Here is a 24,266-nt window from a genome sequence, read left to right as displayed (position 1 = left end):
GCCGGTCTCCCGGCCGGCGCCTCGGGCCACCTGCCCCGCCACCCGGCGGTGGCGCCGCTGAATCCTCGTATCCGTTGGAGAAAGAATTCCCGTGAGCCCGACCAATCGCACCGTGGTCGTCACCGGTATCGGCGCAACCACACCGCTGGGTGGCGACGCGGCCTCCACCTGGGAGGGTCTGGTCGCCGGTCGTTCCGGCGTCAAGGCCCTGGACCAGGAGTGGGCCGCGGAACAGGCCGTCCGCATCGCCGCCCCCGTCGCCGTGGAGCCCACCGAGGTCATCCCGCGGCCGCAGGCGCGCCGTCTGGACCGCTCCGCGCAGTTCGCGCTGATCGCCGCCCAGGAGGCCTGGAAGGACGCCGGCTTCGACGGCCGGGCCGGTGAGGACCCGGCCATCGACCCGGACCGGCTCGGCGCGGTCATCGCCTCCGGCATCGGCGGCGTGACGACCCTGCTGGACCAGTACGACGTGCTCAAGGAGAAGGGCGTCCGCCGCGTCTCCCCGCACACCGTGCCCATGCTGATGCCGAACAGCCCGTCCGCCAACGTGGGCCTGCTGGTGGGCGCCCGTGCGGGCGTGCACACGCCGGTCTCCGCCTGCGCGTCGGGCGCCGAGGCCATCGGCTACGCCATCGAGATGATCCGCACCGGCCGCGCCGACGTCGTCGTCGCGGGTGGCACGGAGGCGGCGATCCACCCGCTGCCCATCGCCGCGTTCGGCAACATGATGGCGATGTCCAAGAACAACGACGACCCGCAGGGCGCCTCGCGTCCCTACGACGTGGCCCGCGACGGCTTCGTCATGGGCGAGGGCGCCGGCGTGATCGTCCTGGAGTCCGCCGAGCACGCCGCCAAGCGCGGCGCCCGCGTCTACGCGGAGGCGGTCGGCCAGGGCATCTCCGCCGACAGCCACGACATCGTGCAGCCGGAGCCCGAGGGCCGCGGCATCTCGCACGCCCTGCAGAACCTGCTGGAGCGCACCGGCCTGGACCCGGCCGAGATCGTGCACGTCAACGCGCACGCCACCTCGACGCCGGCTGGTGACATCGCCGAGCTGAAGGCGCTGCGCAAGGTCTTCGGCGACGACGCCGACCACATGGCGGTGTCCGCGACCAAGTCGATGACCGGTCACCTGCTCGGTGGCGCGGGCGGCGTGGAGTCCGTGGCGACCGTGCTGGCCCTGTACCACCGGGTCGCGCCGCCGACCATCAACGTCGAGAACATCGACCCCGAGGCCGAGGCGAACGCGGACGTGGTCCGCGGCGAGGCGCGGAAGCTGCCCGTGGAGGGACGGATCGCCGCGCTGAACGACTCGTTCGGCTTCGGCGGCCACAACGTGGTGCTCGCGTTCCGCACGGTCTGAGACACATCCCCGCACATGCGGAAGGGCCCCCACCGTCCGGTGGGGGCCCTTCCGCATGTCCCGGAGGATCACACCACCTGGTGCAGCCAGCGGACCGGCGCGCCCTCGCCGGCGTACCGGAACGGCTCCAGCTCGTCGTCCCAGGGCTTGCCCAGGAGCTTGGCGATCTCCGCCTCCAGGTCCGTCTCGCCGTGCTGAGACCGCGTCAGGGCGGCGCGCAGCCGGTCCTCGGGGATCAGGATGTCGCCGTGGATGCCGGTGACGGCGTGGAAGATGCCGAGGTCGGGGGTGCAGCTGTAGCGCTCCCCCTCGGCGGTGGGGCAGGGCTCGGCGGTCACCTCGAAGCGCAGCAGGTGCCAGCCGCGCAGCGCGGAGGCGAGCTTGGACGCGGTGCCGGCCTGGCCCTGCCAGGAGAACTCCGAGCGCCAGGTGCCGGGCGCGGCGGGCTGCCGGATCCAGTCGAGGTTGACGCGCGTGCCGAGCACCCCGGCGACGGCCCACTCGACGTGCGGGCACAGCGCGCGCGGCGCGGAGTGCACGTACAGAACTCCACGTGTCGTCACCTGGACCTCCGGGCTGAGCGGGACGTGTTGCGGGCGGGCGGACGGCGGCGGCCTGAGGGCCACGTTGATGGCGAGGCTACCGTGCGGCGGCGCAAGGAGTGTGACGTACCGTCGGTCCGGCGGCCGGGAAACGTCCGCCATTCACCCGGGGGGACGCTTGTACGGGTGCGCGTCGCCGCACCGGGCGGCGCCGGGAACCCCGGCGCGTTGTCATGAGTGGAGAGCACCGCACGCCGACCGAGGGGACCACCAGGGATGCGGAAGCGAAGCGACCGTACGCGGGCCTGCCTCGCCGTCGTGGCGGCGGCGGTCCTGGCGGCCGCGGGATGCGACGCCGGCGGTGGCGGCGCCTCGGGGGACGGCACGAAGGCGGCCCGTCCGTCGTCGCGGCCGGTCCCGGTGTGGGACCGCAGCCCGGACTCGATGGCCGCGGTGGGCGACTCCATCACCCGCGGCTTCGACGCCTGCGCGGTGCTGTCCGACTGCCCCGAGTCGTCCTGGGCGACGGGCAGCGACGCGGCGGTGGACAGCCTGGCCGTACGGCTGCTCGGGGTGACCGGGGCGGCGCGGCGGAGCTGGAACTTCGCGGTGACGGGCGCCCGGATGTCCGACCTGCCCCGGCAGGTCACCGAGGCGGTGCGGCACAGGCCCGAGCTGCTGACCGTGATGGCCGGGGCGAACGACGCCTGCCGGGTCTCCACCGCCGCGATGACGCCGGTCGCGGACTTCCGGGCCTCGTTCCAGGAGGCGATGGACCGCCTGCGCGCGGCGCTGCCGAGGACGCAGGTGTACGTGGCCAGTGTGCCGAACCTGAAGCGGCTGTGGTCGGAGGGCCGGACCAACCCGCTGGGCAAGCAGGTGTGGAGGCTGGGCATCTGCCCGTCGATGCTGGGCGACGCGGACGCACTGGACGCGGCGGCGGTGCGGCGGCGGGACCGGGTGCAGGCCCGGGTGGAGGCGTACAACGAGGTGCTGCGGGACGTCTGCGCCAAGGACCGTCGGTGCCGCTTCGACGGCAACGCGGTCTTCGACTTCCGCTTCGGCACGGAGCAGCTGAGCCAGTGGGACTGGTTCCACCCGAGCCGGAACGGGCAGGCCCGGCTGGCCGAGATCGCCTACCGCACGGTCACCGCGAGGGAGCCTGTGGCCTAGGGCCTCTCGTTCGGATCTTGCCGTGGGTCGCGCACCTCAGAAGGCACCCGCGCCCGAAGCCGGCCTGATCCGAAAGGCAGGCCCTAGGGTTTCCCACATGACTGAACTTTTCGGCACACTTTCCGACGGCACTCCGGTGCACCGCTGGACCCTGGAGCGGGGCGGAGTGCGGGTGCGGGTGCTGTCCTACGGGGGGATCGTGCAGTCGGTCGAGATCCCGGACCGGGACGGCCGCCCGGCGGACGTGGTGCTGGGCTTCCCCGGTCTCGACGGCTATCTGGACCACCCCGGGCCGTACTTCGGCGCCCTGGTCGGCCGGTACGCGAACCGGATCGCCGGGGGCCGCTTCATCCTGGACGGGCGCGCCCACACGCTCGCCCGCAACGACGGGGACAACTCGCTGCACGGCGGCGAGCGCGGCTTCGACAAGCGTGTGTGGGAGGTGACCCCGGTCGCGCACGGCGTGCGCCTGAGCCGGGTCAGCCCGCACGGCGAGGAGGGCTTCCCGGGCCGGCTGGAGGTCACGGCGACGTACACGCTCGACGAGGCGGGCGCGCTGCGCATCGCCTACGAGGCGGTCACGGACGCGCCGACCGTCGTCAACCTGACGAACCACTCCTACTGGAACCTGAGCGGCTCGGGCGACACCGCCGGCCACGCGCTGCGGCTCGCCGCCTCCCGCTACACGCCGGTCGGCGCCGGGCTGATCCCGACCGGCGGACCGCAGGAGGTGGCGGGGACGCGCTTCGACTTCCGGCAGGCCCGTGGGGCCGGCTCCGGCTACGACCACAACTTCGTCCTCGACAAGGGCGTCACCAAGGCGCCCGAGGAGGTCGCGGAGCTGCACGACCCGGCGTCCGGGCGGGTCCTGACGGTGGCGACGACCGAACCCGGCATCCAGGTCTACACCGCCGACCACCTCGGCGCCCCTTTCACCCCGGGCGCGGGCATCGCCCTGGAGACCCAGCACTTCCCGGACTCCCCGAACCGGCCGGAGTTCCCGAGCACCGAGCTGCGGCCCGGCGAGGTGTACCGCTCGGAGACGGTGTACGGCTTCGGGGTACGCGCGGCCGGCCGCGCCCGACCCGCGAGCGCCCGCCCCACCGGCGCCTGACCCACGGGCAGCCCCGGTCCGGGTGTCAGGTCCCGGACCGGGGCTGCCCGTGGGCGGACTTGTCCCGGATCAGACGTTAATCGCCGTACCGGCCCGGCGTCCGGTGATCGGGCTCCGCGCGGCAACCTCGTACGAACCCTTCACACGCGCCCACGAGTTCGTTTCCTCGCCCCGGGCCATGAAGGCAGGGGCCGACTGCCCCGGGGCCGCACGGCACGCCCGGGCCGTCCGCCCGCCCCGCCTTCCTGATCACGCCCCATGGCGTCCCTCCCTTCCGTCACGCGATACTGCGGCCGTCCGGCGGTACGCGCCCCACGGCGACGGAAGGACCTGAACCCCCTTGACATCTCTGCCTGTTCGGATCGGCGTGCTCGGCCTGGCACTGCTGGCCGGCCTCACCACCTCCCCCACCGCGACGGCGGCCGCAGCGGGTCGGGCTCCCGCACCGACCGCCGAGGAGCGGCGGCTCGAGCAGGCCGTGCCCCAGGAGATCCTCGGACGGTCCGGCTTCGACGCGGTGGCCGACGGCTTCGCCCGCGACCTCGGGCGCGTGCGCTCCTCCGCGCAGGCCCGCCGGGTCGTCGTACGCGAGGGGACCGCCCTGTGGCGGCGGGCGGTGGACCGGGCGCAGGGGCGCGGGCCGCTGCGCGGGGACCTCAGCCGGGACGACGACCGGCCGCTGTACTGGGCCCGGTTGGCGATGACGCGTCAGGTGCGCACCTGGCAGCCGGAGTTCGGCCTCACCGACAACCAGCGGGACGGTCTGCTGGACGTGCTGGAGCGCACCTCCCGGGGGCAGACCGACCTCGGCCGGCCGCGGGTGGGGGGCGAGAGAAGGGTCCTGGTCACCGGTTTCGACCCGTTCACCCTGGACCGGGACATCCGGATCTCCAACCCGTCCGGTGCCACCGCGCTCACCCTCGACGGCACACTGATCCGGACGGACCGGGGCCCGGCGCGCGTCGAGACCGTCGTGTTCCCGGTGCGCTGGGGGGACTTCGCTGAGGGCACGGTGGAGCGGACGCTGCGGCCGTACCTGCCGGGGGCGGATCTGTTCGCGACCGTGAGCCAGGGGCGGGTCGGGCGGTTCGACGTCGAGCGCACCAACGGAGCCTGGCGCGGCGGCTTCCCCGACAACGACGAGGTCGGCAGCACCGGGACCGTCCCGGTGGCCGATCCCGCCTCGCAGCCGCAGTGGACGACCACCACGCTGCCGTACCGGGAGATCGCGGCCGCGGAGACCGGGCGCTTCCCGGTGTACGACCACACCTCCGTGACCGAGATCCCGGCGGGCGGCGGCGATCCCGTGGTGCGGCCGGACGGTCCGACCCCCGGCTCGACGGCCCGCGCCGGAGGCGGCGGCGACTACCTCTCCAACGAGATCGCCTACCGGGCGACCCTGCTCCGGGACCGGCTGGGCCTGCGCGGCACGCTGCCCGGCGGCCATGTGCACACGCCGGTGCTCCAGTTCGGGGCCGGGAACACCGACCCGGCGACGGGCACGGTCACCGATCCGGAGTTCGTGCGCAACCGGCTGGACATCATCGCGCAGGTGCGGGCGATCCTGACCGTGGCGCTGAACGCGACGGCGGAACCGGCGACGGGCGCGGTGGACGCGAGGGGCGCGACGGCGGCACCGGCGTCCGCGCCGTAGCGGCGGGGCGAGGCGGGCTCAGCGGTCCGTCCCGGCCTCCGCCTCGCTGTCGGCGGCGGCCTCCCGCTCCTGCGCGACGCCGTCGGTTATCGCCTCCCCCAGCAGGTCGCGGGCGAGCAGGGTCGCGCCCGCGACCGCGCCCGGCATCAGCAGCACCGCGACGAACGGGACCAGGAAGGCGAGGGCCAGCGGTGTGCCGAAGCCCCAGACCAGCGTGCGGCGGGAGCGCAGGAGGGCGAGGCGGGCGCGCAGGTCGACGCCCCGGCGCTGCAGGGCGACGGAGGCCAGTTCCTCGGTGAGGAAGAAGCCCGTCACGAAGAAGCCGACCACCGGGATCACGGTCTGGCCGACGAACGGCAGGAAGCCGAGGGCGAACAACAGGATCCCCCACACCGCGGCGCGGAGGACGATGCGGAGGCTGTCGCGGGCCGAGATCCACAGTTCGCGCCAGAGCGGCAGGCCCGACTCCGGCGCGGTGCCGTCGGGCGAGACGTCGCGGTCGACCGTCTCGGAGAGGTTCTCGTAGAAGGGCTGGCCGACCAGCAGGGTGACCGCGGTGAAGGTGACCACCGCGAGGAGCAGGCCGAGGGCGAAGAGCACGGCGGTGAGGAAGCCGCGGAAGAGGCCGAGCCAGGGGCCCGGCCAGCCGTCGGCGAAGGGGGTGGCCCAGGTGACGGCGTCCTCGCCCCACAGGGCGAGCGCGACGAGCGCCGCCGTGTAGAGGACCAGGGTGATCAGGCCCGGAAGCAGGCCGAAGCCGTACGACTTTCCGTGCCGGGCCATCCAGCGCTGGCCGTCCACGAGATACCGGAAACCCGCCCCAAGATCGCGCATGGGCGGAACTTTACCGAGGCGCGCCGGCACCGGGGCGGGCCGGTGTCACGACCGTCGCCCAACCGTCTCCGGTCCGTGGCCGGCCGTATCCGCCCTGTGCCCGGCCGCCGCCCCCGACACCCCGGCCGGCGGCGCGGTTGAGTCGATCGGGGGCGCCTCGCCGTACCGGAGCAGGGAACCCCCCACGGTGTCAGCAGCGGCAGCGGTCAGGTTGAGGAGAGCGGATGACCCAGGAGATCCACGGCGCCGTCGCCGACGGCTACGAACCGGTGCGGGAGGAGTTCGCCGCCTTCGCGGCGGAGGAACGTCCGGACTACGAGGGGCAGTTGTGCGCCTACGTGCACGGCCGCAAGGTCGTCGATCTGTGGGCCGGGGCGGCGGACGACGGCGGCTCGCTGTACGGGGTGCACGCGTCGACCAAGGGCGCCGCCCATCTCGTGGCCGCCCTGCTCGTGCAGGACGGCACGCTGGAGCTGGACCGCAAAGTCACGTACTACTGGCCGGAGTTCGGGGCCGAGGGCAAGGGATCGGTGACCCTGCGGGACCTGATCACGCACCGGGCGGGACTGGTGGGCACCGACACCGGGTTCACGCTCGCCGAGCTTGCCGACGACCGGGTGGTCGCCGAACGCCTCGCCGACCAGCGGCCGTTCTGGCGGCCCGGCACCGCGTTCGGCTACCACGCCCTGGTCCTCGGCGCGCTCACCGGTGAGGTCGTGCGGCGCGCGACCGGCCGGACGATCCAGGAGCTGCACGAGGAGCGGGTCCGCGCCCCGTACGGCCTGGACTTCTTCCTCGGCCTGCCCGCCTCGCAGGAACCCCGCTTCCGCACCACGCAGCCGATGGCGCCGACCCCGAAGCAGCGGGCGCTGCTGGAGGAGCTGCCCGGCGGGCCGCACTCGCTCTCCTCCATCGCCTTCAACCGGCAGGGGCCCGAACCGACCGACCTGGAGACCCTGCCCAACGAGCGCGTGATCCGCTCCCGGGGTCCGGCCTCGGTCGGCGGGGTGGCCTCCGCGCGCGGTCTGGCCGGGCTGTACGCGGCGGCGATCAGCGAGGTCGACGGGAAGGCGCCGCTGCTGAAGCCGGACACGGTCGCGGAGTTCGGGCAGTTCCACTCCGCCGGGTACGACCTGGTGGACCGGTGCCACAGGTCGTACGGGCTGGGCTTCCAGGCGACGGCGGACACGTGGCATCCGTTCCTGGGCGCCGGCGCCGTCGGGCACAGCGGCGCGGCCGGCTCACAGGCCTTCGCCGACCCGGCGAGCGGCCTCGCCTACGGCTACACCCGCCGCCGGTCCGCCTTCCCCGGCGGTGCGGCCCCGGAGAACGACAGGCTGGCCCGCGCGGTGCTCCGGGCGGCCCTCACCGGGTGAGGGCCGCGCCGCCGGGTCGGGGCCCGGCGGCCGTCGGGGCCGGACGGCCGTCCAGGCCCGGCGACCGTGAGCCCGGGAATCCTCACGGCCCGGCGACCGTCAGAGCTTGACGATCATCTTTCCGGTGTTGTCGCCGCGCAGGACGCCGAGGAAGGCCTCCAGGGTGTTCTCGACGCCCTCGACCACCGTCTCGCGGTACTTCAGCTCGCCGGAGCGGACCCAGGGGCCGACCTCTCCCACGAACTGGGGCTGGAGGTCGTAGTGGTCGCCGACGAGGAAGCCCTCGATGCGGCCGCGGGTCTGGATCAGGCGGGCGAGGTTGCGCGGACCGGGGGCGGGCTCGGTGTTGTTGTAGACCGAGATCATCCCGCAGACCGCGATCCGGCCGCCCTGGTTGAGGGAGCCGATGGCGGCCTCCAGGTGGTCGCCGCCGACGTTGTCGAAGTAGACGTCGATCCCGTCGGGAGCGGCGGCGCGCAGCTGCTCGGCGACCGGGCCGTTCCTGTAGTTGAAGGCGGCGTCGAAGCCGTACTCCTCGACCAGGAGCTTGACCTTTTCGTCGGAACCGGCGGAGCCGATCACGCGTGAGGCGCCCTTGAGGCGGGCGATCTGGCCGACCTGGCTGCCCACGGCGCCCGCCGCGCCCGAGACGAACACGACGTCGCCCTCCTTGAAGGCGGCGGTGCGCAGCAGGCCCGCGTAGGCGGTGAGGCCGGTCATGCCGAGCACACCGAGGTACGTCGACAGGGGCGCGGCCTCGGGGTCGACCTTGACGGCGTGCTGGGCGTCCGCGGCGGCGTACTCGCGCCAGCCGCCGAAGTGCAGCACGTGGTCGCCGACGGCGATCCCCTCGGCGCGGGAGGCGACGACCTCGCCGACCGCGCCGCCCTGCATGACCTTGCCCAGTTCGAAGGGGGCGACGTACGACTTGGCCGCCGACATCCTGCCGCGCATATAGGGGTCCACGGAGAGGTACTCGTTCCGTACGAGGACCTGGCCCTCGCGCGGCTGCGGGAGCTCGGCCTCGACCAGGGCGAAGTCCTCCGGCTTCGGCCACCCGACCGGGCGGCTGAGCAGGTGCCATTCACGGCTGACGGCGGGCAGCGTGGGGGTGTCGGACATGGTGCCTCTCCTCGGTGCGGACGGCAAATGTTTCAGTACCTGAAACAACCATGCTCCTTAATATTTCAGGATGTCAAGCAAGGGGGTATTCTGACGGCCATGGCCACACCACCGAAGACCCGCCGCCCCGACGCGCTGACCATGGAGGTCGTCGAGCTCATCGGGGACGTCGTGGCCCGGTTCTACGAGGACTACGAGGAAGCCGCCGGGGAGCACGCGCTGACGGGACCCCAGGCGCGGCTGCTGAGCCTGCTGTCGCTGGAGCCGCTGCCGATGCGCAGGCTGGCGCAGAAGCTGAAGTGCGAGCCGTCCAACGTCACCGGGATCGTGGACCGGCTGGAGGCGCGGGGGCTGGCGGAGCGGCGGCCGGACCCGGCCGACCGGCGGGTGAAGGTGGCGGCGGCGACGGAGGAGGGCCGCCGGGTCGCCCGTGACCTGCGCGAGGGGCTGCGCTTCGCGCGCGAGCCGCTGGCCGGGCTCTCCGACGAGGAGCGCCTGTCGCTGCGGGACCTGCTGCGCCGGATGCTGGAGGCCTGAGCCGGCCCGAGCCGGGTGGGCCGGGAAAGCCTCTTCAGGCCTCAGGTCTCAGACCTCAGGAACGGCCGGGACCCTCCCACCCCTCAGGAACACCACCACAGGATCCGTTTGCACGTCTTCGTCGGCGAGGGCTGCGGGCTCGGGTCCGACGAGGTCGGCCCGCTGGTCGGGGTCGCCGTGGGCTGCGGTGCCGACGTGGTCGCCGGGGCGGCCGTCGCGCCCGTGCCGGATGTCGCCGTGGCCGACTGCCGCGGGTCGCCCGTCGTACTCGCCTCGGGCTTCGGCGTCTCGGACTTGGCGGACTTCGACGACGACGGCGAGGCCGACGCGTCCGGCGACGCCGTGCCCGCACTCGCCCCCGCGCTTGCGGCGCCGCCCGTCGGGCGGGCGGTCCCGCCCTTGCCGTCGGACGCGCCGCCGTCCGCCGCGTCGCCCCCCGCCGCCGCGGGTTCCGTGTGGGAGAAGCCCGGCAGGCCCGGCGCGTCGACGCCGAGTTCGGCCAGCCCCAGTCCGCTCGCCGCCAGCACGAGACCGGCGGTGATCACCACGGTCCGCCGCCTGCGCCTGCGGTGCGCGGCGGCCTTGCGGTCGCGGCGGCTCGCGGCCGCGCCGACCGGGCCCTCGTCGTCACGCCCGCGCGCCCTGCGTCCCGCCCTGCCCTGCTCCCGGCGCCGGGCCGCCCGCCCCTGCGGCTCGTCGTGGCCGTCGTCGTCGTGGCCGTCGTCGCCGTAACCGTCGTCGTAGCCGTCGTCGCCGTGGCCGTCGTCGCTGTAGCCGTCGTCGCCGTAACCGTCGCCGGCGTCGCGCCCGGCGTCGTCCGGGTCGTCCTCGGCGCGGGCCCCGGCATCGCCCCCGGGGTGCGCGAAGCCACCGTTCGCGTGCCGCTGTTCGGGGGTGTACGCCGCCGGGCGCTCGTCCGCCGCAGGCGCGTACACGGCGAGGCTCTGGGCGGGTGCGCCGCACCCCGGGCAGGCGAGGGCGCCGTTCAGGTGCCGTCGGCACGGGTGGCAGTAGTCCATGACGCGGGAAGACTAAGTTCCCGGTAGATAACGTTCCTAGGCACCTTTGTGAAGGTTCTGTGGGGGACCGGAAGAGCTCCGGAAAGACTGGCCGAAACCGTACTGGCGCGACCCATTGACACCCCCCTCGCCACCTCCTTACTGTCACGCCAGCATTTCGAACAGGTGACGAAATATCGAACATCCGAGAGGCAACCGCCGTGCGTATCACCGGAATCAGCACACACGTGGTCGGGACGCCGTGGCGCAACCTGACGTACGTACAGGTGCACACCGACGAGGGGATCACGGGAGTCGGCGAGACCCGGATGCTGGGCCACACCGACGCGCTGATCGGCTACCTGCGGGAGGCCGAGGCCAATCACATTCTCGGATCCGACCCGTTCGCGGTCGAGGACCTCGTCCGCCGGATGAAGTACGGCGACTACGGCCGTGCGGGTGAGATCGTGATGTCCGGCATCGCGGTCGTGGAGACGGCGTGCTGGGACATCAAGGGCAAGGCCCTCGGCGTCCCCGTCTGGCAACTGCTCGGCGGCAGCGTCACCGACCGGGTGAAGGCGTACGCCAACGGCTGGTACACCACCGAGCGGACCCCGGAGGCCTACCACAAGGCCGCCCAGGAGGTCGTCGCCCGCGGCTACCGGGCCCTGAAGATCGACCCCTTCGGCACCGGGCACTTCGAACTCGACCACGAGCAGACCCTGTACTCCGTCTCGCTCATCGAGGCCGTCCGGGACGCCATCGGCCCGGAGGCCGAGCTGATGCTGGAGATGCACGGCCGCTTCTCCCCCGCCACCGCCGTCCGGCTGGCCCGGGAGATGGCCCCCTTCAAGCCGGCCTGGCTGGAGGAGCCGGTCCCGCCGGAGAACCTCAAGGCCCTGGAGAAGGTCGCCGCCAAGGTGGACATCCCGGTCGCCACCGGTGAGCGCATCCACGACCGCATCGAGTTCCGCGAGCTGTTCGAGAGCCAGTCCGTGGACATCATCCAGCCCGACGTCGGCCACATCGGCGGCATCTGGGAGACCCGGAAGCTGGCCGCCACCGCCGAGACCCACTACATGCTGGTGGCCCCGCACAACGTGGGCGGCCCGGTCCTCACCGCGGCCTCGCTGCAAGTCGGCTTCACCACCCCGAACTTCAAGGTCCTGGAGCACTTCAACGACTTCGCGGACGCGGAGATCAAGAAGGTGGTCAAGGGCGCCCCGCAGGTCGTCGACGGCTACTTCCACCTCTCCGACGCGCCGGGCCTCGGCGTCGAGCTGGACACCGACGCGGCCGCCGAGTTCCCGCAGCAGCAGGCCCGGTTCGACCTGTGGGCCGAGGGCTGGGAGCAGCGCAGGCCGAAGGGGTCGCAGTGAGCACCGCCGTCGTCGTCGAGGGGCCGGGCGAGCACCGGCTCGCGGACCACACCCCGCGCGACCCCGGACCGGGCGAGGCACTGGTCGCGGTGCACGCCGTCGGGATCTGCGGCAGCGACCGCGAGGTGTACCAGGGCAACCGGCCCGAGGGGTACGTCCGTTACCCGCTGACCCCGGGCCACGAGTGGTCCGGCACGGTGCGGGCGGTCGGCGCCGGGGTGCCGGCGGACCTGGTGGGCCGCAAGGTCGTCGGTGAGGGCTTCCACAACTGCCAGGTCTGCGACCGCTGCCACGCGGGCGAGACGACCCTGTGCACGGCCGGGTACGAGGAGACGGGCTTCACCCAGCCGGGTGCGATGGCCGGGACCCTCACCCTGCCGGCCCGGCTGCTGCACGTCCTGCCCGGGGACGCCGATCTGACCACCGCCGCCCTCCTGGAGCCGGCCGCCTGTGTCGCGGCCGCCGCGATCAGGGCGAACGCCCGGCCCGGCGAGCGCGTGGCCGTGGTCGGCACCGGCACCCTCGGGATGTTCGCCGTGCAGTTCCTGAAGGCCGGCTCCCCCGCCGAGCTGCTGGTCGTCGGTACCCGTACCGACCGGGAGGCGCTGTCGCGGCGGTTCGGGGCCACCGACTTCCGCACCAGGGACCGGGAACTCCCGGACGACATCGACGTCGTGATCGAGACCGCCGGCTCGGCGGACGCGGCACGGCTGGCCGCCTCCCTGCTCAGGCGGGGCGGGCGGCTGGTCCTGACGGGCATCCCGGCGCCGGGCGCCGAGGGGCTGGACCCGGCCGACCTGGTGGTGCGGCAGCTGGAGGTGCACACCGTCTTCGGGGCACCGCCGGCCGCCTGGGCGCACACGGTACGGGTGTTCGGGGCCGGACTGCTCGATCCGCTGCCGCTCGTCACCCATGAGCTGCCGCTCGCCGGGTTCTCGCAGGCCATCGAGCTGGTCGGGTCCGGCGACCCGAAGGTCGGCAAGGTCCTGCTCCGCCCCTAGGCCCCTCCTCCCCAAGCCCTTTTCCGCCCCTGGCCGTGCGCCGGTCACGGCGCGACCTGACGGCGCCGTGACCGGCGTGCGCACCCTGCTCGACGCACGCCCAGAGACGCGAACCTTGTACGAAATACCGAACATGAAGGACGACTCGTGACCGACGCTTCCGCCACGGCAGCCCGCAGACCCGGTGAACCGGCGCTTGCCGCGCTCGGCCTGGGCGCCCCCGCCCCCGACCCCGCCGACGCCTCGCCCCACACCTTCCCCGGCGGTGGCCGCTGGCGCACCGAGGTCCCCTCGTGCGAGGGGCCCGAGGCACTGGCGGTGGTGCTGAAGGAGTCCTCGCGGTTGGACGTGCCGATCCACCGGATCAGCCAGGGAAGCGGCGTGTGGATGCTGACCGACGCCGAGATCATCGAGATGGTGGAGGCCACCGCCGAACGCGCCATCGAGCTGTGCCTGTTCACCGGCCCGCGCGGCACCTGGGACATCGGCGGCTCGGTGCGCTCCGACTCGCGCGGCGCGGGCCTCAGGGCGCGCGGCCACGACGCCGTCGCCGGGTGCGTCGAGGACGCCGTACGGGCCACGGAGCTGGGCGTGAAGTGCCTGCTGGTGGCCGACGAGGGCGTGCTGTGGACGCTGCACCGGGCGCGCGCGACGGGCATCATCCCGGCCGACACCACGCTCAAGGTGTCCGCGCTGATCGGACCGGTGAACCCGGCGTCGTACGCGGTCTTCGAGCGGCTGGGCGCGGACTCCGTCAACGTGCCCAGCGACCTGACGCCCGATCACCTCACGGAGATCCGCCGGGTCTCCGCCGCCCCCATGGACATGTACATCGAGGCCCCCGACGATCTCGGCGGCTATGTGCGGATGTACGAGGTCGCCGAGCTCATCCGGCGCGGCGCACCGCTCTATCTGAAGTTCGGGCTGTCCAAGGCGCCCGGGATCTACCCCTACGGACACCATCTGCGGGAGCTGACCCTGGCCACCGCCCGGGAGCGGGTGCGGCGCGGCCGGCTCGCCCTGGACCTGCTCGCCCGGCACGGCGCGGACGGCGGCATGGCGCCGCTCGGCTCGCGGCTGCCCGGCGCGCTGAAGCGATTCGACACCCCCTCATAACGTTCCGGAAACGCGGCTTCACACAAGCCCACAGAGCCGCGCACAATCCCACACAACCATTCTCGGTCGCCCATCCCCGCACTGCCCCCGGAGCGTCCTCGCCCCGCAGACCGAGCCGTGCACACACATCAAGGATGATGATCATGCGCAATGGCAGAGCCGTCCTCGTCGCGACAGCCGCAGCCGCCTCCCTCGCCCTGACCCTGTCCGCCTGCGGGCAGAACAGCCAGGGCGGCAGCAAGGAGGACAAGGGGAGCGCCAAGGGGGGCACCATCGGCATCGCGATGCCGACCAAGTCCTCCGAGCGCTGGATCGCCGACGGCAAGAACGTCGTCAAGGACCTGCAGTCCAAGGGGTACAAGACCAAGCTGGTCTACGGCGAGGACGACCCGGACACCCAGGTCTCCCAGATCGAGAACCTGATCACCCAGGGCGTCAAGGGCCTGATCGTCGCGGCCATCGACAACAAGTCCCTGAACAACGTGCTCCAGGAGGCCGCGGACGCCCACATCCCGGTCATCTCCTACGACCGGCTGATCCTCGGCAGCAAGAACGTCGACTACTACGCCTCCTTCGACAACGAGAAGGTCGGCCGGCTCCAGGCCGGCTACATCGTCGACAAGCTCGGCCTGAAGAACGGCAAGGGCCCCTTCAACATCGAGCTGTTCGCCGGTTCCAACGACGACAACAACACCAAGTACTTCTTCAACGGCGCGATGAGCGTCCTCAAGCCGTACATCGACAGCAAGAAGCTGGTCGTCCGCTCCGGCCAGACCGCGCTGAACCAGGTCACCACCCTGCGCTGGGACGGCGCCACCGCCCAGAAGCGCATGGACGACGTCCTCACCTCCGCCTACAAGAGCCAGCGGGTCGACGCGGTCCTGTCGCCCTACGACGGAATCTCCATCGGCATCCTGTCGGCGCTGAAGTCGGACGGCTACGGCTCCAAGAGCAAGCCGCTGCCGGTCCTCACCGGCCAGGACGCCGAGCTGGCCTCGGTGAAGTCGATCATCGCCGGCCAGCAGACACAGACCGTCTACAAGGACACCCGCAAGCTCGCCGAGGTCGCCTCGACGATGGTGGACGACGTGCTGAACGGCAAGAAGCCGCAGGTCAACGACACGAAGACCTACGACAACGGCACCAAGGTCGTGCCCGCCTACCTGCTCCAGCCGGTGAGCGTCGACAAGGCCAACTACGAAGAGGTCCTGGTCAAGGGCGGCTACTACACCGAGGCCGAGCTCAGGTAATCCCGCCGCAGCCAACCGACCGCACACGACTGGAAGGCACGACCATGGCGGGACCCGTCCTGGAGATGCGCTCGATCGTCAAGACCTTTCCCGGTGTCAAGGCACTGTCGGACGTCACACTGACGGTCCGTCAGGGCGAGGTCCACGCCATCTGCGGGGAGAACGGCGCCGGAAAGTCCACCTTGATGAAGGTGCTCTCCGGCGTCCATCCGCACGGCACCTACGAGGGCGAGATCCTCTTCGACTCGGAGGTCTGCCACTTCAAGGACATCCGGGCGAGCGAGCACCGCGGCATCGTGATCATCCACCAGGAGCTGGCGCTGGTGCCGTATCTCTCCATCGCCGAGAACATCTTCCTCGGCAACGAACACGCCACGCGCGGGTTCATCAACTGGAACGACACCCTCAGGCACGCCACCGAACTGCTGCGCCGCGTGGGCCTGGACGAGCACCCCGAGACCCGGGTCGCCGACATCGGCGTGGGCAAGCAGCAGCTGGTGGAGATCGCCAAGGCGCTGTCCAAGCAGGTGAAGCTGCTCATCCTGGACGAGCCGACCGCGGCTCTCAACGACGGGGACAGCGGCAAGCTCCTCGACCTCATCCTGGAGTTGAAGAAGCAGGGCATCACCTCGATCATCATCTCCCACAAGCTCAACGAGATCCGCAGGGTCGCCGACTCGGTGACCATCCTGCGCGACGGCCGCACCATCGAGACGCTGGACGTGAAGGCGCCCGGGACCACCGAGGAGCGGATCATCTCCGGCATGGTCGGCCGCGACCTCGACCACCGCTTCCCCGAGCGCACCCCGCACCACCCGGAGGAGGGCGCGGCCCCGGCGCTGGAGATCCGCGGCTGGACCGTGCTCCACCCGATCGACCGGCAGCGCAAGGTCGTCGACGACGTGTCGATCGAGGTGCGGCGCGGGGAGATCGTCGGCATCGCCGGCCTGATGGGCGCCGGCCGCACCGAGCTGGCGATGAACGTCTTCGGACGCGCCTACGGCCGGTACGCGGGCGGCACGGTCCTCAAGGACGGCAGGAAGATCCGTACGAGGACCGTCGCCGAGGCGGTCGGCCACGGGATCGCCTACGTCACCGAGGACCGCAAGCACTACGGCCTCAACCTCATGGACACCATCCACCGGAACATCTCGCTCACCGCGCTGCGGAAGGTCGCCCGGCGGGGCGTGGTCGACGAGCACGAGGAGCGGCAGGTCGCCGAGGGCTACCGCACGTCCATGAACATCAAGGCGCCGACCGTCTTCGAGCCGGTGGGCAAGCTGTCCGGCGGCAACCAGCAGAAGGTCGTCCTCAGCAAGTGGATCTTCGCGGGTCCGGACGTGCTGATCCTGGACGAGCCCACGCGCGGCATCGACGTGGGCGCCAAGTACGAGATCTACACGGTCATCGACCAGCTGGCCGCCCAGGGCAAGGCGGTCGTCTTCATCTCCTCCGAGCTGCCCGAGCTGCTCGGCATGTGCGACCGCATCTACACGATGGCCGCCGGACGGCTGACCGGTGAGGTGCCGCGGGCCGAGGCCACGCAGGAAGCGCTGATGCGTCGGATGACGAAGGACACCCAGGACAAAGAGGTGGTAACGCGATGAGCACCGATGTGACCGCCAAGACCCCGGCCCCCGCGCCGCCGGGCGGCAGCGGGCCGGCCGCGGACGGGGGCCTGCTCCGGCTGATGCTGGACGGCCTGCGCCGCAACATGCGCCAGTACGGGATGCTGCTCGCGCTCGGCCTGATCGTCGTCCTCTTCGCCGTCTGGACGGACGGGGACCTGCTGCTGCCGCGCAACGTCTCCAACCTGGTGCTGCAGAACAGCTACATCCTGATCCTCGCGATCGGCATGATGCTGGTGATCATCGCCGGGCACATCGACCTGTCGGTCGGCTCGCTCACCGCCTTCGTGGGCGCGTTCGCCGCCGTGCTGACGGTGCAGCACGGGATGACCTGGCCGCTCGCCGTGGTGCTGTGCCTGCTGGTGGGCGCGGTCGCGGGCTCCGTGCAGGGCTTCCTGATCGCGTATCTCGGCATACCGTCGTTCATCGTCACCCTCGCCGGGATGCTGCTCTTCCGCGGTCTGACGGAGATCCTGCTCAAGGGGCAGACCCTCGGCCCGTTCCCGGACGGCCTGCAGAACCTCGGCAACGGCTTCCTGCCGGAGGTCGGCCCGACCACCAACTACCACAACCTCACACTGCTCCTCGGCCTCGTGCTCATGGCGGCCGTGGTGTGGCAGGAGGTGCGCGACCGGCGCCGGCAGCAGGAGTTCTCCCTCGACGTGCTGCCCGGACGGCTGTTCGCTCTGAAGCTGGTCGCCCTGGTCTCCGCGATCCTCACCCTCACCCTGCTGCTCGCCAGCTACAAGGGCGCGCCGGTCGTCCTCATCATCCTGGGCGCGCTGGTGGTCGGGTACGGCTACGTGATGCGCAACGCCGTCTTCGGCCGCCACATCTACGCCATCGGCGGCAACCTGCCGGCGGCGAAGCTGTCCGGCGTCAAGGACAAGCGGGTCACCTTCCAGGTCTTCCTGAACATGGGCGTGCTCGCGGCCCTGGCGGGTCTGGTGGTCGCGGCCCGGCTGAACGCGGCCTCGCCGAAGGCGGGCGTCAACTTCGAACTCGAGGCGATCGCCTCGTCGTTCATCGGCGGCGCGTCCATGAGCGGCGGTGTGGGCACCGTTCTCGGCGCGATCATCGGCGGTCTCGTGCTCGGTGTCCTCAACAACGGCATGAACCTCCTCAGCGTCGGCACGGACTGGCAGCAGGTCATCAAGGGCCTGGCGCTGCTGGTGGCGGTCGGCTTCGACGTGTGGAACAAGCGCAAGTCCGGTGCGTGAGCGGCACGGGCCCGGCCGTCCGGCGGGGCCCGGCCTCCCGCGCCGTGTTGAACGGCGTCCCCCGCCCCTGCGTATGTAAGGGCGGCCCGTGCTCCCCCGCACGGGCCACCCGAAGACGACGGGCCCGGCTGTCCCCCCGGCCGGGCCCGCCCCATACGGAGGTTCCATGACCGGCAACGTCACCTCGCTGTTCCGCGGCAACGCGGCCCACAGCCCGTCGATGGCGGCGCTGGCGCGAGAGGGCGACGGAGCCGGACCGGTGGACTTCTGCATTCCGTGCAACCCGTACTTCCCCACCCCCGAGATGTTCGAGGAGATGGCGGCCCGGCTGCGGGACATCATCACGTACTACCCGAGCAGCGCGGACACCATCGCGGCCGAGCTGTGCGGTCTGCTCCAACTGCCGCCCCAGTGCGTGGCGATGGGCAACGGCTCGACCGAGCTGATCACCTGGCTCGACCACCTGATGGTCCGTGAGTCCCTCGCGATCCCCGTGCCCACCTTCGGCCGCTGGACCGACCAGCCCATGGAGACCGGCAAGCGGGTGGACATGTTCCCGCTCCAGGAGTCCAGCGGGTTCGCCCTGGACCTCGCGCAGTACGCCGAGTTCATCCGCAAGCGGGGCACCCGGGTCGCGGTGATCTGCAACCCGAACAACCCCGACGGCGGCTTCCTGCACCGGCAGAACGTGGTTCAGTTCATGGACGCCATGGCCGATCTGGACCTCGTCGTCGTCGACGAGTCGTTCCTGGAGTTCGCGGACGCCGAGGCCGAACCCAGTGTGGTCCAGGAGGCGATGCTGCGCCCGAACGTGGTCGTGCTGCGCAGCCTCGGCAAGAACTTCGGGCTGCACGGCGTCCGCTTCGGCTACCTGGTCGCCAATCCGGCGCTGGCGGGCCGGGTCCGCGCGATGCTGCCGAAGTGGAACCTCAACTCCTTCGCCGAGCACGTGGTGTTCATGCTGAGGGAGAACGGCGCGGAGTACGAGCAGAGCCTCCAGCAGGTGCGCCGCGACCGCCTGGAGATGGCCAGCCACCTCTCCGCGCTGCCCGGTCTGACGGTCTACCCGTCGCAGGGCAACTTCCTCTTCGTGCGCCTGCCCGTGGGTGCCGAGGGCACCGTGGTCCGCGACCGGCTGCTCACCGAGCACCGGATCCTGGTCCGCGAGTGCGGCAACAAGATCGGTTCGTCCAGCCGCTTCCTGCGTCTCGTGGTGCGCCCCCAGGTGGACGTGCGTCGCCTGGTGTCCGGCCTGGAGTCGGTGCTCTACGGGACCAGGAGGGGAGCCGCCGTATCCGAGCTGGGTACCGGGACCACCTACAGCTCGGGTACGGCGGCGGTGGACCGCCTGATGAACGAGACCAACGGGGCCGGCGTGCGGGAGCTGGCCGATCAGGCCGCCGCGGCCGGCGCCTCCCCGGGGATCGCCGCCGCCCCGGGCCCCGGCACCGGCATGCCGCTCCCCGCCGCCGCGCCGACGCCCGGTGGGATGCCGATGCCGGCGGCGGCCCGCCCCGCCCCCCAGCCACCGACTCCCGCCCCGGCGCCCGCTCCGATGCCGATGCCGATGCCGGCTCCGGCTCCGGCTCCGGCTCCGGCTCCGGCTCCGGCTCCGGCTCCGGCTCCGGCTCCGGCTCCGGCTCCGGCTCCGATGCAGCCTCTGGCCCCCGCGGCGGCCCAGCAGATGCCGGGTCCGATGGGCGCGCCGGTGCCGCCGCCGATGCACGTGCCGGCTCCGACCCCGGTGCCGGCTCCGGTGCCCGCCGCGACCGGCCCCACCCCTCCGGGCGTCCCGGCCCGCGGCGGTCTCACCGCCGCGCAGGTACGCGGCATGACCGCCCCGGCCCCCGGCCTGACCCCGGCCCCCGCCACCGGCTGGCCCAGCCCGCAGAACTGGCCGAACGCGGCGGGGATGGGGCAGGCGGGGTAGCGGGTGCGAGGACGGCGACGAGTGCCGAGGGCGTGCGCGCCCGGTGACGGAACGCGGCGCTGCGCCGCGGGTCCCGGCGGGAAGGCCCGGGTCGGGGCTCGGGCCGGTCAGGTCCTGAGCAGCGCCGCCGTCACGGTCGCCAGGTACGCGGGGTCGTCCTGCACGGAACCCGGGACGGCGTGGGCCAGTTGGGCGTGGCCCACGTAGCTGGTGTAGGCGAGGAGGCCGCGCCGACGGGCCTCCGGCGTCGGGAAGCCGAGCAGTTCGAAGAGGTGGGCGAGGTAGCCGACCCGGCGCTCGGTGACGCGGGCGAGCGCCGCCGCGACCTCCGGGTGGTCGGCGGCGGCGAGCAGTCGCACTTCCAGGGGATCCTCGGCGGCCGTGGCGGTCGCGCCGCGCAGGAGCGCGCCGAGCCGGGCGGCGGGGTCGGGCTCGGCGGCCTCCATGTCCTGGATGATCCGCTCGGTGGACAACTCCTCCCAGCGGGCGAGGGCCGCCGCGACGAGTGCGTCCCGGTTGGCGAAGTGCCAGTAGAAGCTGCCCTTGGTGGTGCCCAGACGGACCGCGAGCGGTTCCACGGCGACCCCGGCGAGGCCGCGTTCGGCGAGCGCGGTCAGGGCCGCGTCCGCCCAGTCGTCGGCGGTGAGGCGCTTGCGGGTGGACCGCTTCGGGGGGGCCGGCTGCTCGTGCATGTTTCCATACGCTACCGTACGGTTCAACATACGCTCCCGTATGGAGGTGTGGCATGCCCACGCTACGCAACGTTCACGAGCGGATCGTCCAGGCCCCGGCCGAGACCGTCGGTGCCCTCGTCGACCGGCTCTCCGCACCGGACGACCCCCTGTTCCCCACTCCGGTCTGGCCCGCGATGGTCCTGGACCGTCCCCTCACCGTCGGCGCCGACGGCGGCCACGGCAGGATCCGTTACCGGGTCACCGCCTACGAACCCGGGCGGTCCGTCCGCTTCGACACGACCGAGGACGGCCTCGGCACCGGCTACCACCGGCTCGACGTCGAACCCCTCGGCCCCGGCCACTGCCGGATCTCCCACGTCCTCGAAGTGTCCATGAGTGTCGGCAAGTTCGCCTTCTTCAAGACGGCGATCGAGCCGGTGCACGACATCATGGTCGAGGAGATCTTCGACAACGCCGAGCGGGCCGCCCTCGGCGTTCTGCCGCACCCGCCGGCCCGCCGGCCGCGGCGCGCCCTGCTGGTCAACCGGCTCCTGTGGGTCCGGGCGACCGGGTTGCCGGTCCCGGCGAACGCCCGGTTGCTCCACGGCGCCTTCGAGCGGCCCGACTTCACCGACGCCTGGCGCATGCCGCTCGCCCCCGGCATGCCCCGCGACCCGCGGGCCTGGCGGCACGTCCTGCCCTTCACCGAGCGGGGCGCCGAGGACCACGAGCTCATGCTCGGCGAGGACGCGTCCCACCTGGACTTCCGCGCGTCGATTCTGGTCGACGACGACTCCGTGACACTCGCCTCCGCCGTGCGGCTGCACAACACGCGCGGTCGGCTCTACTTCGCGGTGGTGCGCCGCGTCCACCCCTACATGGCCCGCCGCGCGCTCCGCCGGGCGCACCGCCGCGCCGCGTTCGCGGCCCGTCCCTCCGGGGAGCGGAACGCGCAACCCACGCTTCCGCCCCTCAGGTGACCCCGGTCAGTCGCAGCGGGGCCGGCTCCGCAGATCCACCTCGGCCCGTACGGTCTTGCCCGGTGGGTCGCGGTCGACCACCTCCCAGCGGTCGGCCAGCGCGTCGACCAGGACGAGTCCGCGTCCCGCCTCCGCGAGGGGCGCGGGTTCGCGTACGTCCCGGGCGCCGGGCGGCCGACGATCGTCGCGGGTGTCGGTCACCTCGATGCGGACGCTTCCCGGGAGGAGGGCGAGCATCAGCTCGAAGTCCCGGCCCGGTACGCGTCCGTGGGTCACGGCGTTGGCGGCCAGCTCCGCGACGATCAAGGCAACCGCGTCCGCCGTCTCCGAGTCGCGCGGGACGCCCCAGTCGCCGAGCCGCGCGAGCGCGAGATGCCGGGCCAGGCGGGCGCCGCGCGGAGTCGGGCTGAGGCGCTGGCTGAACATACGTACGGTGACCGGCCCTTGGGCGGCGGTGTGCGGTGCCATGTGCCCAATCTGGCGGTCGCGCGGGGCCCTTCACCAGGTCGGAGCCGCGTACGCCGGGGCAGCGTACGCGGTCACGGAATGGACAGTACCGGTGACCCGCCGTGACCATGAGTGCGGGAGGTGACCGACAGTGGTCGATGGTGTCGTGGGAACGGGTACGGGCACGGGGGGCGAGCCGGTGTCCTCGGACAGTCTGCGGACGTTCGGCGCCGTGGTCCAGGGGCTGCGGGAGCACGCCGGGCTGAGCCGGGAGGAGTTCGGAGAGCTGGTGCGCTTCTCCAAACACACGGTGGCGTCCGTGGAGTTGGGACGGCGGATGCCGGACCCGGCCTTCGTGGAACGGGCGGAGGAGGCCCTGGGGAACACGGGGGCGTTACGACGGGCGGCGGGACATCTGGCACGTCAGCCGGGACTGGCGGCTTGGTTCCGGCAGTGGGCGCGGCTGGAGACCACGGCGGTCAGCCTGTACACGTACGAATGCCGGGTCGTGCCGGGTCTGTTGCAGACGGAGGCGTACACGCGAGCGGTGTCGTTGAGCGTGCCGCCGATTCCCGACGAGGAACAGCTCGACGAGCGGGTCGCCGCACGACTGGAACGGCAGGAGCTGCTGTCGACCCGCCGGAAGCCGCCGTGTGCGTTCAGCTTCATCGTGGAGCAGGCCGTTCTGGACCGGCACACCGGCGGCGAGGACGTCACTCGGGGTCTGCTGCACCACCTGCTCGGGGTGATCGGTCGGCACTGGAACGTGGAGGTGCAGATCATGCCGCGGCGGCAGCCGGTGCACGCGGGCCTGGACGGCCCGTTGCAGTTGCTGGAGACGCCGGGCAATCAGTGGTTCGGTTACTCCGAGGGGCAGAAGAACGGCCGTCTCATCTGCGACCGGAAAGAGATCAGTGTCCTTCAGCAGCGGTATGCGAAACTGCGCTCGCAGGCCCTCACGCCTGAGGACTCAAGAGGTCTGCTGGAGCGGATGCGAGGAGCGCTATGAGCACGTCCGAACTGGCCTGGTTCAAGAGCAGCTACAGCAGCGGCAGCGAGGGCGACTGCGTAGAAGTCGCCCTCACCCCCGCCACCGTCCACGTCCGCGACTCCAAGGACCGGCAGGGTCCTCAGTTCGCCGTCTCCCCCGCGGCCTGGGGCGACTTCCTCGGACTCGCCGCCGCTAGCTGAGGTACTCCACCGTCACCGGCGCGGTGTTGTCCGTCTGGTTCGGGTCGGTGGCCGGGTCCGAGGTCACCGTGACGCTGCCGCGGGCGCCCTCCACGCGCCGGTCGACGCGTACCCGCATCACGGTGAGCTTTCCGCCGGGCGGCTTGCACCGCACGCGGAGACCCGTACGGACGCATCCCCACACTTTGCTCACCCAGTCGATCTCGGCCTTTCCGTCCAGGGACGACAGGTCGATCGTCACCTCGGGACTGAGACTCGGGCCCGGGCCGGAGGCGGGCGGCGTGGCGGACGACGCCAGGTCGATCGCGAACTCGGGGGTGTACGGCGGCTGCCCTGCGGTGCCGTAGCGGGGCAGGTAGTAGACGTTCGGCGCGGACCGGACGGTGAGGACGCCGGGCCCGGAGGGCGTCGGGGCCGCGGGCGCGGACGCGATCCGTACAGGGGCGGGATTCGAGGGTGCGGGACTCGTGCGACCGGCGTCGGCACCGCCCGCGCGCTGCCCGTCGCCGCCGTGCACCACGAGCGCCAGGACCACCGCGAGCAGGACGAGCGCGGCACCTCCCGCGGCCAGGCGCCGCCACAACCCGTTCCCCTGCCAGCGGCTCATACGACGTAAGACGGCCCACGCGTCCTCGCGGTTGCCTATGGACACATCAGGCGGGTGAGAGGCCAACGCGCCCTGGCCGGGCAGCACTTGTGCGGGAGACGCGGCACCGCCCGGATCGTAGAGTGATCAC

23 protein-coding genes are annotated in these 24,266 nt (G+C 72.3%); 16 read left to right on the top strand and 7 right to left on the bottom strand.

Annotated elements, in window-relative coordinates:
* Positions 1 to 91 precede the first annotated feature (91 nt).
* On the top strand, positions 92 to 1,363 hold the full coding sequence (gene fabF / locus ACF1A5_RS14015; protein WP_392193069.1) for a beta-ketoacyl-ACP synthase II: 1,272 nt from the start codon (positions 92 to 94) through the stop codon (positions 1,361 to 1,363).
* Positions 1,364 to 1,431: 68 nt separating this feature from the next.
* On the opposite strand, the gene ACF1A5_RS14010 is transcribed toward fabF, so the two are convergent.
* Positions 1,432 to 1,926: a DUF3145 domain-containing protein gene (locus ACF1A5_RS14010; protein ID WP_356185528.1), complete on the bottom strand. Its 495-nt coding sequence runs from the start codon at positions 1,924 to 1,926 to the stop codon at positions 1,432 to 1,434.
* Between the two features lie 255 nt (positions 1,927 to 2,181).
* Here ACF1A5_RS14010 and ACF1A5_RS14005 point away from each other — a divergent pair, with 255 nt between their 5' ends.
* The 3 genes from ACF1A5_RS14005 (at position 2,182) to ACF1A5_RS13995 (ending at position 5,846) form a co-directional block, all read left to right on the top strand.
* A complete protein-coding gene (locus ACF1A5_RS14005) occupies positions 2,182 to 3,078 on the top strand; it encodes an SGNH/GDSL hydrolase family protein (protein ID WP_392193068.1) in 897 nt (298 codons plus the stop codon).
* Between the two features lie 97 nt (positions 3,079 to 3,175).
* Positions 3,176 to 4,192 carry an aldose epimerase family protein gene (locus tag ACF1A5_RS14000; RefSeq protein WP_392193067.1) on the top strand — a complete coding sequence of 339 codons (1,017 nt, stop codon included), beginning with the start codon at positions 3,176 to 3,178 and terminating at the stop codon, positions 4,190 to 4,192.
* A gap of 340 nt (positions 4,193 to 4,532) precedes the next feature.
* Positions 4,533 to 5,846: a pyroglutamyl peptidase gene (locus tag ACF1A5_RS13995; RefSeq protein ID WP_392193066.1), complete on the top strand. Its 1,314-nt coding sequence runs from the start codon at positions 4,533 to 4,535 to the stop codon at positions 5,844 to 5,846.
* 18 nt (positions 5,847 to 5,864) lie between these two features.
* Here the strand turns inward: ACF1A5_RS13995 and ACF1A5_RS13990 are convergent, their stop codons facing one another.
* A complete protein-coding gene (locus ACF1A5_RS13990) occupies positions 5,865 to 6,680 on the bottom strand; it encodes an EI24 domain-containing protein (RefSeq protein ID WP_392193065.1) in 816 nt (271 codons plus the stop codon).
* A gap of 224 nt (positions 6,681 to 6,904) precedes the next feature.
* Here ACF1A5_RS13990 and ACF1A5_RS13985 point away from each other — a divergent pair, with 224 nt between their 5' ends.
* Positions 6,905 to 8,056 carry a serine hydrolase domain-containing protein gene (locus tag ACF1A5_RS13985; protein ID WP_392193064.1) on the top strand — a complete coding sequence of 384 codons (1,152 nt, stop codon included), beginning with the start codon at positions 6,905 to 6,907 and terminating at the stop codon, positions 8,054 to 8,056.
* A 99-nt stretch (positions 8,057 to 8,155) separates the two neighbouring features.
* Here the strand turns inward: ACF1A5_RS13985 and ACF1A5_RS13980 are convergent, their stop codons facing one another.
* Positions 8,156 to 9,178 (bottom strand): NADP-dependent oxidoreductase, encoded by a 1,023-nt coding sequence (locus tag ACF1A5_RS13980; RefSeq protein WP_392193063.1) that lies wholly within the window; start codon positions 9,176 to 9,178, stop codon positions 8,156 to 8,158.
* A 99-nt stretch (positions 9,179 to 9,277) separates the two neighbouring features.
* Here ACF1A5_RS13980 and ACF1A5_RS13975 point away from each other — a divergent pair, with 99 nt between their 5' ends.
* Positions 9,278 to 9,715 (top strand): MarR family winged helix-turn-helix transcriptional regulator, encoded by a 438-nt coding sequence (locus tag ACF1A5_RS13975; protein WP_392193062.1) that lies wholly within the window; start codon positions 9,278 to 9,280, stop codon positions 9,713 to 9,715.
* Between the two features lie 83 nt (positions 9,716 to 9,798).
* Here ACF1A5_RS13975 and ACF1A5_RS13970 read toward each other — a convergent pair whose 3' ends face one another.
* Positions 9,799 to 10,734: a hypothetical protein gene (locus tag ACF1A5_RS13970; protein WP_392193061.1), complete on the bottom strand. Its 936-nt coding sequence runs from the start codon at positions 10,732 to 10,734 to the stop codon at positions 9,799 to 9,801.
* 200 nt (positions 10,735 to 10,934) lie between these two features.
* Here ACF1A5_RS13970 and ACF1A5_RS13965 point away from each other — a divergent pair, with 200 nt between their 5' ends.
* From ACF1A5_RS13965 to ACF1A5_RS13935, 7 genes are all read left to right on the top strand, one after another.
* Positions 10,935 to 12,092 (top strand): mandelate racemase/muconate lactonizing enzyme family protein, encoded by a 1,158-nt coding sequence (locus ACF1A5_RS13965; RefSeq protein ID WP_392193060.1) that lies wholly within the window; start codon positions 10,935 to 10,937, stop codon positions 12,090 to 12,092.
* Complete coding sequence (locus ACF1A5_RS13960) at positions 12,089 to 13,093, top strand: zinc-binding dehydrogenase (RefSeq protein ID WP_392193059.1); 1,005 nt, start codon at positions 12,089 to 12,091, stop codon at positions 13,091 to 13,093. Before ACF1A5_RS13965 ends, ACF1A5_RS13960 begins: the two co-directional genes overlap by 4 nt.
* A 147-nt stretch (positions 13,094 to 13,240) precedes the next feature.
* Positions 13,241 to 14,209, top strand: a complete 969-nt coding sequence (locus ACF1A5_RS13955) for a hypothetical protein (RefSeq protein ID WP_392193058.1) — start codon at positions 13,241 to 13,243, stop codon at positions 14,207 to 14,209.
* 137 nt (positions 14,210 to 14,346) lie between these two features.
* Positions 14,347 to 15,459, top strand: coding sequence for a multiple monosaccharide ABC transporter substrate-binding protein (chvE, locus tag ACF1A5_RS13950; RefSeq protein WP_392193057.1), 1,113 nt, complete (start codon positions 14,347 to 14,349; stop codon positions 15,457 to 15,459).
* A 44-nt stretch (positions 15,460 to 15,503) separates the two neighbouring features.
* Positions 15,504 to 17,066, top strand: a complete 1,563-nt coding sequence (gene mmsA, locus ACF1A5_RS13945; RefSeq protein WP_392193056.1) for a multiple monosaccharide ABC transporter ATP-binding protein — start codon at positions 15,504 to 15,506, stop codon at positions 17,064 to 17,066.
* Complete coding sequence (mmsB, locus tag ACF1A5_RS13940; protein ID WP_392193055.1) at positions 17,063 to 18,307, top strand: multiple monosaccharide ABC transporter permease; 1,245 nt, start codon at positions 17,063 to 17,065, stop codon at positions 18,305 to 18,307. Before mmsA ends, mmsB begins: the two co-directional genes overlap by 4 nt.
* Before the next feature lie 166 nt (positions 18,308 to 18,473).
* On the top strand, positions 18,474 to 20,237 hold the full coding sequence (locus ACF1A5_RS13935) for a pyridoxal phosphate-dependent aminotransferase (protein WP_392193054.1): 1,764 nt from the start codon (positions 18,474 to 18,476) through the stop codon (positions 20,235 to 20,237).
* 107 nt (positions 20,238 to 20,344) lie between these two features.
* Here the strand turns inward: ACF1A5_RS13935 and ACF1A5_RS13930 are convergent, their stop codons facing one another.
* A complete protein-coding gene (locus tag ACF1A5_RS13930) occupies positions 20,345 to 20,929 on the bottom strand; it encodes a TetR/AcrR family transcriptional regulator (RefSeq protein WP_392193053.1) in 585 nt (194 codons plus the stop codon).
* A gap of 53 nt (positions 20,930 to 20,982) precedes the next feature.
* Between ACF1A5_RS13930 and ACF1A5_RS13925 the strand changes: the two genes are divergently transcribed.
* A complete protein-coding gene (locus ACF1A5_RS13925; protein ID WP_392193052.1) occupies positions 20,983 to 21,891 on the top strand; it encodes a DUF2867 domain-containing protein in 909 nt (302 codons plus the stop codon).
* Positions 21,892 to 21,897: 6 nt separating this feature from the next.
* On the opposite strand, the gene ACF1A5_RS13920 is transcribed toward ACF1A5_RS13925, so the two are convergent.
* Complete coding sequence (locus ACF1A5_RS13920; RefSeq protein WP_392193051.1) at positions 21,898 to 22,359, bottom strand: ATP-binding protein; 462 nt, start codon at positions 22,357 to 22,359, stop codon at positions 21,898 to 21,900.
* Positions 22,360 to 22,489: 130 nt separating this feature from the next.
* Between ACF1A5_RS13920 and ACF1A5_RS13915 the strand changes: the two genes are divergently transcribed.
* Positions 22,490 to 23,347, top strand: coding sequence for a Scr1 family TA system antitoxin-like transcriptional regulator (locus tag ACF1A5_RS13915; protein WP_392193050.1), 858 nt, complete (start codon positions 22,490 to 22,492; stop codon positions 23,345 to 23,347).
* Positions 23,344 to 23,529, top strand: a complete 186-nt coding sequence (locus ACF1A5_RS13910) for a DUF397 domain-containing protein (protein ID WP_392193049.1) — start codon at positions 23,344 to 23,346, stop codon at positions 23,527 to 23,529. The genes ACF1A5_RS13915 and ACF1A5_RS13910 overlap by 4 nt, the downstream gene beginning before the upstream one ends.
* On the opposite strand, the gene ACF1A5_RS13905 is transcribed toward ACF1A5_RS13910, so the two are convergent.
* Positions 23,522 to 24,136 (bottom strand): hypothetical protein, encoded by a 615-nt coding sequence (locus tag ACF1A5_RS13905; protein WP_392193048.1) that lies wholly within the window; start codon positions 24,134 to 24,136, stop codon positions 23,522 to 23,524. The two genes, ACF1A5_RS13910 and ACF1A5_RS13905, sit on opposite strands and share 8 nt — an antisense overlap.
* Between the last annotated feature and the right edge of the window lie 130 nt (positions 24,137 to 24,266).

This window comes from Streptomyces sp. NPDC014864 (assembly GCF_043081525.1).
In the GTDB taxonomy this organism is placed as follows: Bacteria; Actinomycetota; Actinomycetes; order Streptomycetales; family Streptomycetaceae; genus Streptomyces.
This window is presented reverse-complemented; position numbering and strand designations above follow the sequence as displayed.

Coding starts and splice junctions, on each gene's coding strand:
- ACF1A5_RS13925 (WP_392193052.1), top strand. CDS start 20,983: ATGCCCACGCTACGCAACGTTCACGAGCGGATCGTCCAGGCCCCGGCC.
- ACF1A5_RS14005 (WP_392193068.1), top strand. CDS start 2,182: ATGCGGAAGCGAAGCGACCGTACGCGGGCCTGCCTCGCCGTCGTGGCG.
- ACF1A5_RS13990 (WP_392193065.1), bottom strand. CDS start 6,680: ATGCGCGATCTTGGGGCGGGTTTCCGGTATCTCGTGGACGGCCAGCGC.
- ACF1A5_RS13905 (WP_392193048.1), bottom strand. CDS start 24,136: ATGAGCCGCTGGCAGGGGAACGGGTTGTGGCGGCGCCTGGCCGCGGGA.
- ACF1A5_RS13910 (WP_392193049.1), top strand. CDS start 23,344: ATGAGCACGTCCGAACTGGCCTGGTTCAAGAGCAGCTACAGCAGCGGC.
- ACF1A5_RS13980 (WP_392193063.1), bottom strand. CDS start 9,178: ATGTCCGACACCCCCACGCTGCCCGCCGTCAGCCGTGAATGGCACCTG.
- ACF1A5_RS13985 (WP_392193064.1), top strand. CDS start 6,905: ATGACCCAGGAGATCCACGGCGCCGTCGCCGACGGCTACGAACCGGTG.
- ACF1A5_RS13935 (WP_392193054.1), top strand. CDS start 18,474: ATGACCGGCAACGTCACCTCGCTGTTCCGCGGCAACGCGGCCCACAGC.
- ACF1A5_RS14000 (WP_392193067.1), top strand. CDS start 3,176: ATGACTGAACTTTTCGGCACACTTTCCGACGGCACTCCGGTGCACCGC.
- ACF1A5_RS13930 (WP_392193053.1), bottom strand. CDS start 20,929: ATGCACGAGCAGCCGGCCCCCCCGAAGCGGTCCACCCGCAAGCGCCTC.
- ACF1A5_RS13975 (WP_392193062.1), top strand. CDS start 9,278: ATGGCCACACCACCGAAGACCCGCCGCCCCGACGCGCTGACCATGGAG.
- mmsA (WP_392193056.1), top strand. CDS start 15,504: ATGGCGGGACCCGTCCTGGAGATGCGCTCGATCGTCAAGACCTTTCCC.
- mmsB (WP_392193055.1), top strand. CDS start 17,063: ATGAGCACCGATGTGACCGCCAAGACCCCGGCCCCCGCGCCGCCGGGC.
- ACF1A5_RS13920 (WP_392193051.1), bottom strand. CDS start 22,359: ATGGCACCGCACACCGCCGCCCAAGGGCCGGTCACCGTACGTATGTTC.
- chvE (WP_392193057.1), top strand. CDS start 14,347: ATGATCATGCGCAATGGCAGAGCCGTCCTCGTCGCGACAGCCGCAGCC.
- ACF1A5_RS13970 (WP_392193061.1), bottom strand. CDS start 10,734: ATGGACTACTGCCACCCGTGCCGACGGCACCTGAACGGCGCCCTCGCC.